The organism is Dapis brunnea BLCC-M229 (genome assembly GCF_050015995.1).
GTDB lineage: Bacteria > Cyanobacteriota > Cyanobacteriia > Cyanobacteriales > Microcoleaceae > Trichodesmium.
The window spans coordinates 1-7,449 of sequence record NZ_JBNHEP010000053.1 but is presented as its reverse complement, the minus strand read 5'-3'; the positions used below and the strand labels follow the sequence as shown (position 1 = coordinate 7,449).

Annotated in this window: 7 protein-coding genes; 5 read left to right on the top strand and 2 right to left on the bottom strand. The window is 37.4% G+C overall.

The window, feature by feature from the left end; translation table 11 throughout:
* Positions 1-117: 117 nt before the first annotated feature.
* Entirely contained in the window at positions 118-564 is a 447-nt protein-coding gene (locus tag ACP6PM_RS06045; protein WP_426582775.1) for a transposase, read from the top strand.
* A 938-nt stretch (positions 565-1,502) separates the two neighbouring features.
* Here the strand turns inward: ACP6PM_RS06045 and aroH are convergent.
* Entirely contained in the window at positions 1,503-1,880 is a 378-nt protein-coding gene (aroH, locus tag ACP6PM_RS06040; RefSeq protein ID WP_426582777.1) for a chorismate mutase, read from the bottom strand.
* Between the two features lie 37 nt (positions 1,881-1,917).
* On the bottom strand, positions 1,918-2,736 hold the full coding sequence (sppA, locus tag ACP6PM_RS06035; protein ID WP_426582773.1) for a signal peptide peptidase SppA: 819 nt from the start codon (positions 2,734-2,736) through the stop codon (positions 1,918-1,920).
* A 633-nt stretch (positions 2,737-3,369) separates the two neighbouring features.
* Between sppA and ACP6PM_RS06030 the strand changes: the two genes are divergently transcribed.
* The 4 genes from ACP6PM_RS06030 to ACP6PM_RS06015 all read left to right on the top strand — a co-directional run bounded on the left by ACP6PM_RS06030 (position 3,370) and on the right by ACP6PM_RS06015 (position 7,413).
* A complete protein-coding gene (locus tag ACP6PM_RS06030; protein WP_426582771.1) occupies positions 3,370-4,437 on the top strand; it encodes a DMT family transporter in 1,068 nt (355 codons plus the stop codon).
* Between the two features lie 1,467 nt (positions 4,438-5,904).
* Positions 5,905-6,207, top strand: a complete 303-nt coding sequence (locus tag ACP6PM_RS06025) for a hypothetical protein (protein WP_426582769.1) — start codon at positions 5,905-5,907, stop codon at positions 6,205-6,207.
* 51 nt (positions 6,208-6,258) lie between these two features.
* Positions 6,259-6,666: a hypothetical protein gene (locus ACP6PM_RS06020; RefSeq protein ID WP_426582767.1), complete on the top strand. Its 408-nt coding sequence runs from the start codon at positions 6,259-6,261 to the stop codon at positions 6,664-6,666.
* A gap of 387 nt (positions 6,667-7,053) precedes the next feature.
* Positions 7,054-7,413 (top strand): hypothetical protein, encoded by a 360-nt coding sequence (locus ACP6PM_RS06015; protein ID WP_426582765.1) that lies wholly within the window; start codon positions 7,054-7,056, stop codon positions 7,411-7,413.
* Positions 7,414-7,449: the final 36 nt, after the last annotated feature.

The following is a 7,449-nucleotide window of genomic DNA, read 5'->3' as shown; positions in this document are numbered from 1 at the left end:
TTCTATAACCTTCTGTGTTCTTCTGTTGTTATTCTTTATCCTTTATTCTTTTTTGCCTACCCTTATTGATTGAGCCGATACGATCGCTCCCTATTTTATCAATCCATTTGATTGGTCTTGGAAGTTTTAATCATTGCCTACCCCATCATATTGAGTGGATACGATAAATGGGATAATACAGTTATTGGAGTTAAATTTCCAAAAAAGGCTTGTCGAGAATGCCAATTTCGTCATCTATGTACACGCTCGGCAACCGAGCCTAGAGAAATTACTCTGCACCCAAAAGAGGAACATCTGGCTATTGTCAAAAGACGAAAACAGCAAACAAACAAAAAATGGTTAAAAAAACAATACAATCAACGTGCTGGAGTCGAAGGTACAATTTCTCAAGGTGTTCGTGGTAATGGTTTGCGCAAATCCCGTTATATAGGTTTGGAGAAAGTTCATTTACAACATATATTGAGCGCAACTGCAATGAACATGATTCGCCTCGAAGCTTGGTTTCAAGGTGTACCATTGGCTCAAACTCGCAAGGCTTCTTTTGCCCAGTTAGCTCCTGATTAGCGAGCGATATCAAAGAGTGACAACACACCATGAAAGGTTGTGACAATCAGCAAATAGAATGAATAATAATTGTCAGTCAATCGCCCATTTTTATAGTCATAGCATAGATTTCGGAGCTTGGCACTAGCAATTATTAGGGGCAGAGCCAATAATGAGATCACGCTTCAATGATTGACTTAATAATCAATTTTAAGTGTGGATAGAGAACGGAGTTTTGATCACCGTGAAAGAGATCGGAGTGAACTACTAGATTCGCGGATAATATTCGCGAATCTATCTATTTTATTAAGTTCATCAACAGTATCGCGAAGCTCACCCACACCATCACTGATAATGATTATCCCCTATCATAAAACCAGTCAATTTTTCACCCTTGTTTACATCCTTTAAACCCTTATACCACAATAATTTTGAGGCGCTTGTCACCCCGTGAGGGCGATCGCTCTTGTTTAAGAGAGTCTGGTAGGGTGTCTTAGCGTTTGCGTAGCATTCCGCAGGAAAGCCTAATGCACTAGCTTCGGCGGTCAGTTTGACCGTGGCAGCTTGTGGACTGGATAACGCCGACGTTGACAGAATAAAGCAGGAATAGAACAGATAATTATAGATTTCTATAGATTATCATAGGTTTTTAAGAACGGTTTAAATCTCAAAATGAACTTTCAAGGGAAAGTGGTTTAGATAAAACTTATATTTCAAAGGTAGTTAATGGATCTCTAGGAAATCCAGCGTTGCTGAGTGGTAATGATTTTTAGATTAAGTATCAACGCTAAACATAAGTTTTTCAATTTTACCTTCAGCTACTTACCATTACATTTCAGCAATACCCTAATTTTAGTGTTTTCACCTAAATAATACCAATAGGATTTAGTATAAATCCTTTTTATAATTAAATGTAGCGATCGCTCTCTCTGAAACTCACAGAAGAGAGCTACTTTTTGCTATCTAGCTACCCAGTCAGGTCTCAGATTTTTCGCCCCTCGCAAATAGGTGTGCACAATTTTCTGGCCGTGAGTTTCCGGCATATTCACATGAATCAAAAATCTGATACAACGTTCTAAACTACCCTCAACGTGCATTTGCTGCACATCTAATAAAGGTACATTATTCCAGTGAGGACGTTGGCGGGCGATCGCTGCTGGAAAAATAGCATCTAAGTCGCGAGTCACAGAGAAAGTTGTACTAATAATTTGCTCTGGATCTATCTGATTATAGGTTTCTAGTTCATCTAGCAGTTCCGTCACTGCCTCTCGAATTGCCTCTATAGAATTTTCTGAGACTGTAGTTGCTCCACGAATTGCTTGAACTCGCCACGCCACGCCAAAATCCTCCCAATCAACAGTTTTGTACTTAAATTTAAGGTCGATACAGCCACAAAGGTAAGCCACTGGTAGAAACTTCAAATTCTACCCAGTTTTGAGCAGCCGATAATTTTGATGATACCTGATTATTGCCTAAAACTCGATTTAATAAAGATTTTGGTTTTTCTAAAGTACAACTCTCAGTCTTTTCTGGGTCTAAGTCTACCAGCTTACAAGCCCATTTCCGGGCATCTTCCTCAGTACCTAAACGATCGACCACACCTAGCTCCAATGCTTGTTGTCCAGTAAAGATACGACCATCTGCAAAACTTCTTACAGTTTCTACAGCTAAATTTCGTGCTTCAGCCACGGTTTGGACAAACTGCTGATAACTAATATCTATTAAATCTTGGAGAATTTGCTTTTCTGGATCGGTCATTTCTCGGTCAAAGGCTAATATATCCTTATACGGTCCAGATTTTACTACTTTAAAAGAAACTCCTACTCTTTCCAAAAGACGTTCTATATTGTTGCCTCGCAAAATTACCCCAATACTACCAGTAATCGTACCAGGGTTGGACATAATATTTTGGGCACCCATACCAATATAAACACCACCAGAGGCAGAAATATTGCCGAAGCTAGCAACAATTTTGACTTTCTCTTGCAACCTTTTCAGGGCACTGTAGATTTCTTGAGAGTCAGCTACAGTACCTCCAGGACTATCTATTCTAAGTAACAGGGCCGGAAATTTTCTTTCTTCTACTGTTTTGAGTGCTTCTAATACTCGTTTTCGGGTGTCGCTAGCAATGACACCATTAATTTCTATTCGGGCAATTTGTTTACGATATCGGGGCTTAAATGGCCAAATCATGCTGTTTTTATTTCAGTTATCAGTTATCAGTTTGCTACGCACATGAAAAGCCTCCTATCGGAGGAATGGCGTTAACAGTTATCAGTACCAAGCGCTGAAACCAGAGGGTTGAAATACTGAATTTGATTTTTTTATCACTTTAAGGACTTACGCAGGCGAACCGAGAAACCGGTTTTTTTCGTCAATGTTAATTGTTAAAAGGCGTTGCATATTTGCGGGATGATTTTAATAGTTTTGTGGAATGGGCATCTTGTGTGGAATGGGCATCTTGCCAGTTATTGATATTTTCGGACAGGCAGGAACAGGCAGGATGCCTGTCCCACTACTTATATTCATCCCAAAATTTCAGCAACACCGTTAAAAACAACGATTTATCCTAAAAACCCGGTTTCTTTGCGTAAGTCCTGACCTCATTTCTTGTCTTGGTCAAAATACAAAAGTAATAGACTTTGTTAGCCTTTAACATATTAAAGTACAATTGTCAATCAAAATAATACTAATGAATATTTTGACATTCTACTATATTTTACCTTATGATTTAGCCAATTAATAATCATACACATTTTTGTTAAAAATTGTTATAATATGTAACAAAAAATTAACTAATTTAGTAAACCACCAATTTATAAATTTATGCAGCTAAAACTGACTAACTCAAAACTTCCCTTTGCGCCACTTTTACTAATTGCTCCCTTTTTTTTCTGGGGAACTGCAATGGTAGCAATGAAAGGTGTGATTCCTCAGACAACACCATTTTTTATGGCAGCAATGCGTATATTACCAGCAGGTATATTATTGTTAATCGTAGGAATGATTCAGGGAAGACCTCAACCACAACGTAAATTAGCTTGGTTGTGGATTTTATTATTTGCCTTAGTAGATGGTGCTTTGTTTCAGGGATTTTTAGCTGAAGGGTTAGTCAGAACAGGTGCTGGTTTAGGTTCGGTGATGATTGACTCTCAACCTCTAGCAGTAGCTATTTTATCATTGTGGTTATTTCAAGAGAGAATTAGATTTTGGGGTTGGTTAGGGTTAGGTATTGGTGTTATCGGTATTAGTTTAATTGGTTTACCTGATGAATGGATCGGAAGTTTACTGCATCCAGAAACAATAGAAGCATCTCTGGGAATAGATACACTGTTTCAAAGTGGAGAATGGTTAATGTTATTAGCATCTTTATCGATGGCAGTAGGAACAGTATTAGTGCGTTGGGTTTGCAAATATAATGACCCAGTTATGGCAACTGGTTGGCATTTGATTTTAGGTGGTGTTCCATTACTTGCTATTTCCGCAGGGTTTGAGTCTCAACAGTGGATTAATATCGATCAGTATGGTTGGATAGCTATGGGTTATGCGGCTATTTTCGGCAGCGCGATCGCATACGGTTTATTCTTTTATTTTGCTTCTTCTGGAAATCTTACGAGTTTAAGTGCTTTAACTTTTCTAACTCCGATTTTTGCTTTATTGTTTGGCAATTTCTTTTTAGGAGAAGTTTTAAGTTCCCTGCAGTCAGTGGGAGTAGGTTTAACTTTAGTTAGTATTTATTTGATTAATCAACGGGATGTATTAGCTCAGAAGTTAAAATTTAGCAGTTTAATAAAAGAAGAAGTTTCCAATACTACTTCAGGTAAATTATTGAAACAGTATCAACAACACCCAGTTGAAGTGAAGGTGCAAGTTGGAGTTGAAATCTCAGAGTAATTTAGAAACATTCTAGTAGGGTGCGAAGCATGAAATGTAACGTACCGCTGCTCCCAAATCTTTAGAAAAGTAAATTTTCCATTTTTATAGTATAGCAGTCGAAGCAAAGGTTAGGACATCTCTAAATCCTGAAATCCTTTGACAGTTTACTATTCCCTATTCCCTATTCCCTATTCCCTAGCGCGGAGCGCTATAATATTTCCTCGAGCATCCATACCGCTAAAAAATTTGACTTTGATTTTGTCATTATCACTAAGTATAGTTGAGCATGTTAATAAATCTTTTTTTCCTTTGAAAATATCGTAAAAAATTTGTTCATTTTCATTTTCAATATCAGATTCTTTAATTTCATTTCTATAAAAAAAATTCCTGCTTTCAAATCAATATGAATAGAAGCATGACTGTAACTTCTATTCTGGTCGCTATGATTATTTAATGTCAACAACATATACATTCTGTTCATCGTATCCCGAAACTTTTCTTGTATTTCCTCTAAGGAACTACTGAGGATTTTCCCTGACTTTGTTTTCCTAGATTGAAGAGATGACTTAAGCTCAATAAGAATAATAGGCGTTGGTGATTTTGGCTATGATTATGTATTAATTTTACATTAATGCTAATTGCCTAACTATTAACATTGAGCATTTTATATTTGGCAAAATTTAGGTTTCATAGCTTGATTCACCAACGCCAGAATAATATTTAATTTATAATTATCACTCTCTAAATATTTCTGCAAAACCAACAATGCTACTTCTTCCGAATTTCCCCATCTCCGAATCTCCCCATCTCCCTAAACTCTTTATCTAATTACACCAGTGCTACCCGATTTGATATTAATTTCTTCTACGGAAGAGGTAGCTCCTCTGAAAGAAGCAGTTCCGATCCAGGAGACTAGCTGAAATGCTGATAGCTGATAGCTAGTTAACATTGGCCTATTTTTCAAGTAGCAGTCAAGTTTTATGAAGATTCGATAAAGACAAGCCTTTGTATCCGTGGAAATATACTATAAATTTTACTTATTATTCCAACGTATCTCCGTTGTTATATGGTTTTTCCATGTTTGGAGAAAATCCGGTCTTTTAAACTCATTTATTAGAAACAAAATTAGTTTAATTAACTTAATTTATGATTGACAACTAAAGGGTATATACCAGCAAGATTTATTTGATTACTTAACCAAAGCAAAAATAATTTTGGTGATAAAAATTTCGACCATAAGTAATCTCTAAATCAAATAGAAAAAAATCCTTAAAACCTTATATTTAGGTAGTTTTAATGATTCAAATGTTAGTTGAAACAGAGGAAAATTTTATCGTTTTATCTAAGATTTAGAAACATTTGAAAAACTAATATCTCTACATATATTTGCTAGATAAAGATTCAGTAAAGATAGTGATTTGCTATTGCTTTATTTTGATTGCATTCGCTATTGTTGATTCAGAACAAATTAATTAGGAGTTTTCAATGAAAAACTTATATAAAAGTCTGATAGCAACCAGCATGGTTGCGACAAGTCTAAGCATAGGTGAAGTGTCTCAGGCTGCTACCTTGATTAAATCTCAGGACTTTGCAGGGGCTGGTCAAAACGTACCTTCACTATTTTACGATTTAGGTGATGGCTTAGAATTGACAGTTACTGCTGGTGTTCACTCTGGTGGTGCAAACGCAAATGCTCCCTTAAATATCATTCGCTCTGCTCTCATCTCGCAAACAGGTGGAAGCAGTCCTGGTATTGGTGTCCGTAGCAGACTTTTTGACTCATCTTAACTAGACAGCTTTGGTCCAGACGAATTTCTGCGTTTTACTTTTAATAAAGAAGTGACTCTGCTATCCACTATCTTTGAAGCTGCAAGTAAGGCTGGTCCAGGAGTTGACGAATTCGATCTTGGCATTGATGGGATTGATTTACATATTACTGACACTTTTGGAAGTGATACGCTCCGGTCTTTTCCTGGAGCAGAATTTCCCGGTCCAACCGATCGCCTAGTAGATTTCAGTGATGGTGTTGACTTTGCTGGTGACGGAACTAATGCTCTATTCCCTGCCAAGGATTTAGTGTTCGATTTCTATACTGACGATCGCAACAATAGCTATCGGATCAGGGAAATTGAGGTTGCTGTAGATGTACCAGAAAACATAAGTATATTTAGCCTTATAGCTCTTGGTACTCTTGGTGCAGTTTCAACTCTTAAGGGCAAACTGAACCCTTCAAAATTCATAAAGTAAAGAGCAGGAAAAATCTCCTAAAAAGACTTGAGAAAACATCATAATATCCCCTTCATTGATTGGAGGGGACTGCGGTCAGGATTTCCATCGCAGAAGAATCCCTTCACTCTATCTCCCTATCATATCATGTCCGGTTGAACACTTACACTTTGGAAGAAGTAAGGCAGAAGGCAGGAAGGAGAGGAGGAAGGAAAAGCTTAGAAGGAAGAAAGTTTTTTTAATCACGCTCTTATTTGGACATGATATCACCCCATCTTCCCATATTTTCCTCTCCCACGAGTGGGAGCAGTAGGGGTACTTTCGGGAGGGGTTATGGGTGTGTCTCCCATCTCCCTATCAATCTTTGGTAGCAAACATTAACGTATTTCATATTAGTAGGAGTTTTCAATGAATAACTTACATAAAAGTCTGATAGAAACCACTACAGTTGCTGCAAGTCTAAGCATAGATAAAGTACCTCAGGTTGTTACCCTGATTAAATCTCAGGACTTTGCAGGGCCTGGTCCAGATGTGTCTTCACTATTTTATAATCTCGGGAATGGCTTAGAATTGACAGTTACTGCTGGCGTTCACTCTAGTGGTGCAAACGCAAATGCTCCCTTAAATATCATTGGCTCTGCTGACATCCTTCAAAAAGGTGGAAACAAACCTGGTATTGGTATCCGTAGTGGACAACCTAGTGATTCATCTCAATTAGATGCTTTTAGTCCAAACGAATTTATGCGTTTTAGTATCCACTCAATATGATGGGGTAGGGAATGATTATAACTGCCAAGAGCAACT

What these genes read in the sequence shown, in the direction of transcription:
- ACP6PM_RS06015 (WP_426582765.1), top strand. Translation starts at nt 7,054, where the DNA reads ATGAATAACTTACATAAAAGTCTGATAGAAACCACTACAGTTGCTGCA.
- ACP6PM_RS06025 (WP_426582769.1), top strand. Translation starts at nt 5,905, where the DNA reads ATGAAAAACTTATATAAAAGTCTGATAGCAACCAGCATGGTTGCGACA.
- sppA (WP_426582773.1), bottom strand. Translation starts at nt 2,736, where the DNA reads ATGATTTGGCCATTTAAGCCCCGATATCGTAAACAAATTGCCCGAATA.
- ACP6PM_RS06030 (WP_426582771.1), top strand. Translation starts at nt 3,370, where the DNA reads ATGCAGCTAAAACTGACTAACTCAAAACTTCCCTTTGCGCCACTTTTA.